The sequence below is a fragment of the Stenotrophomonas sp. 05L44_2 genome (assembly GCF_056665995.1).
Genome location: NZ_JBFTNR010000709.1, coordinates 1 through 2,150, shown reverse-complemented (window position 1 = coordinate 2,150; position 2,150 = coordinate 1). Strand labels below are relative to the sequence as shown.

The 2,150-nt window shown below is 68.0% G+C and carries 2 protein-coding genes and 1 pseudogene; 1 reads left to right on the top strand and 2 read right to left on the bottom strand.

Going from position 1 to position 2,150, the window contains the following annotated elements:
• The first annotated feature begins 1 nt into the window (after position 1).
• Complete coding sequence (locus AC1VAN_RS19630; RefSeq protein ID WP_480986518.1) at positions 2 to 775, top strand: AraC family transcriptional regulator; 774 nt, start codon at positions 2 to 4, stop codon at positions 773 to 775.
• Positions 776 to 847: 72 nt separating this feature from the next.
• On the opposite strand, the gene AC1VAN_RS19625 is transcribed toward AC1VAN_RS19630, so the two are convergent.
• Positions 848 to 2,032 (bottom strand): ABC transporter permease, encoded by a 1,185-nt coding sequence (locus tag AC1VAN_RS19625; RefSeq protein ID WP_059065550.1) that lies wholly within the window; start codon positions 2,030 to 2,032, stop codon positions 848 to 850.
• Positions 2,029 to 2,150, bottom strand: a pseudogene (locus AC1VAN_RS19620) (ABC transporter ATP-binding protein); the annotation flags it as partial. The pseudogene AC1VAN_RS19620 and the gene AC1VAN_RS19625, both read right to left, overlap by 4 nt.

Sequence of the window (2,150 nt, the reverse complement as noted above, 5' to 3'; positions counted from 1 at the left end):
GATCGATCCTGCATTGGCCGATGCCAGTGAGGGGCCGGCCCTGCTCGGCACGCAGCTGGCGATGCCGGGTTCACGGCGCACCGCCCGCCACCAGCACGCGCGCGGGCAACTGCTGGGCGCCCACACCGGCCTGTTGCGGATCGAGGTGGGCGACACCCACTGGCTGCTTCCGGCCGGGCACGTGGCGTGGCTTCCGCCGCAGCACCCGCATGCGCTTTCCAGCATCGGCAGCTTCGATGGTTGGAGCCTGTACTTCAGCAAGGCGGCCTGCGCGGACCTGCCCACCGCACCGCGCATCTTCCAGCCCAGCGACCTGCTGCAGGTGGCAGTGCCGCGGGCACTGCACTGGTGCGGGCAGGCGTTGGATGCGCGGCAACAGCGCTTGGCCGGGGTGATCGCCGATGAGATCGCTGCAGGCACGCCGTTGCCACTTGCGCTGCAGCAACCCAGCGACCGCCGCCTGCGCCGCATCGCCGCCGCCCTGGCACGTGTGCCACATGACACCCGCACCGTCGAGGACTGGGCAGCCGCCAGCGGCCTGTCCAGTCGCAGCCTCGCCCGCCGCTGGCAGGCCGAAACGAACATGACCCTGACCCGCTGGCGGCAGCGCCTGCGCGTGCTGCTGGCCCTGCCGCGATTGCTGGCCGGTGAATCCGTCACCACCGTGGCGCTGTCATTGGGCTACGACACGCCCAGCGCCTTCATCGCGGTATTCAAGCGCGAGATGGGAGTGACGCCGGCGCGGTATGCAGACGGAAACGCTTCACAGCGCTGAAATGCACGAGGCCCGGCATGACCGGGCCTCGTGCCACATCCGCCGGGCATGGCCCGGCGCTACCGGTTCCACTCAGCCGGAAATCGCCAGCCGCTCGTTGTGGTAGCGGCGAACGGCGGCGAACCACAGCACGGCGGCCAGCGCCAGGCTGGCGCCGAGGTAGATCGCCCAGATGGTCGGGCTGATCACCTCGTGGCGGATCACCTTCAGCAGCATCTGGTTCTGCGACAGGAACGGCACCGCGTACTGCCACAGCTCGCTCTTCACCGGGTAAGCCATCAGCGCGTAGCCGGGCAGCATCGGCAGCAGCACCAGCCAGGTCATGTGGCTCTGCGCTTCCTTCATGCTCTTGGCCGCGGCCGAGAGGAAGGTCAGCAACGAGGTGCCGATCAGCAGCATCGGCACCATCACCAGCAGCATCTGCAGCATCGAGCCGATGTTCATGTTGAGCTGCCGGCCGACGTTGCCGGGCGCGATCTGTGCGCTGGCCTTGAACGCGATCAAGGTCAGCAGCAACGAGGCGAAGCCGACCACGCAGGCGGCGGCGATCTTGCCGCTGACGATGGCACTGCGCGAACCCGGGGTCGCCAGTAACGGCTCCAGCGATTGCCGTTCGCGCTCGCCGGCGGTGGCATCCATCACCAGGTAGGCGCCACCGATGAACGAGGTCAGCGTCAGCAGCACCGGCAGCAGCATCGACAGCATCATGCCGCGCTTGGCCTCGGCACTGGCCATGTCCTGGGTGGCCACATCCAGCGGTCGTGCAACCTGTGCGTCGACGCCACGCGCCATCAGCCGCAGCGCACCAACCTGACCGTTGTAGGTTGCCAGGGCCGCCTGCAGGCGTGCACTGGGCACTTCGGCGGCGCGACGGGTGCTGTCACGGATCACTTCCACCAGCGCGGGTTTGCCATCGGCCCAGTCCTTGCCGAACTCGGGGCTGATGCGCAGGGCGACGTCGATCTCCTGCGAGCGGATCGCTTCGGCCAGATCCTTCGGTGCCGGCGCGGCGTTCAATCCCTGCGCCGCCAGGAAGCGCACCAGGTTCGGCGCATTCTCCGCACCGATGGTCGGGATCTGCAGCGGCTGTTCGATCTGGATCCGCACGCGGCTTTCAGCCAGCTTGCCCATGCCCAGGATCAGCAGCGGGTACAGCACGGGGCCGAACAGCAGGGTCAGCAGCAGTGTGCGGCGGTCACGCGAGAGGTCGCGCAGTTCCTTGCGCATCACCGTCATCAGGGTCGACATCATGCTCATGCGTGCAGGCCCTCTTCGCTGCCGATCAGTTTCACGAACGCATCTTCCAGGTTGGGCTCGCCGGACTGCGCGCGCAGTTCATCGGCACTGCCGGCGGCCATCACCGTACCCTTGGCGA

Coding starts and splice junctions, on each gene's coding strand:
- AC1VAN_RS19625 (WP_059065550.1), bottom strand. CDS start 2,032: ATGAGCATGATGTCGACCCTGATGACGGTGATGCGCAAGGAACTGCGC.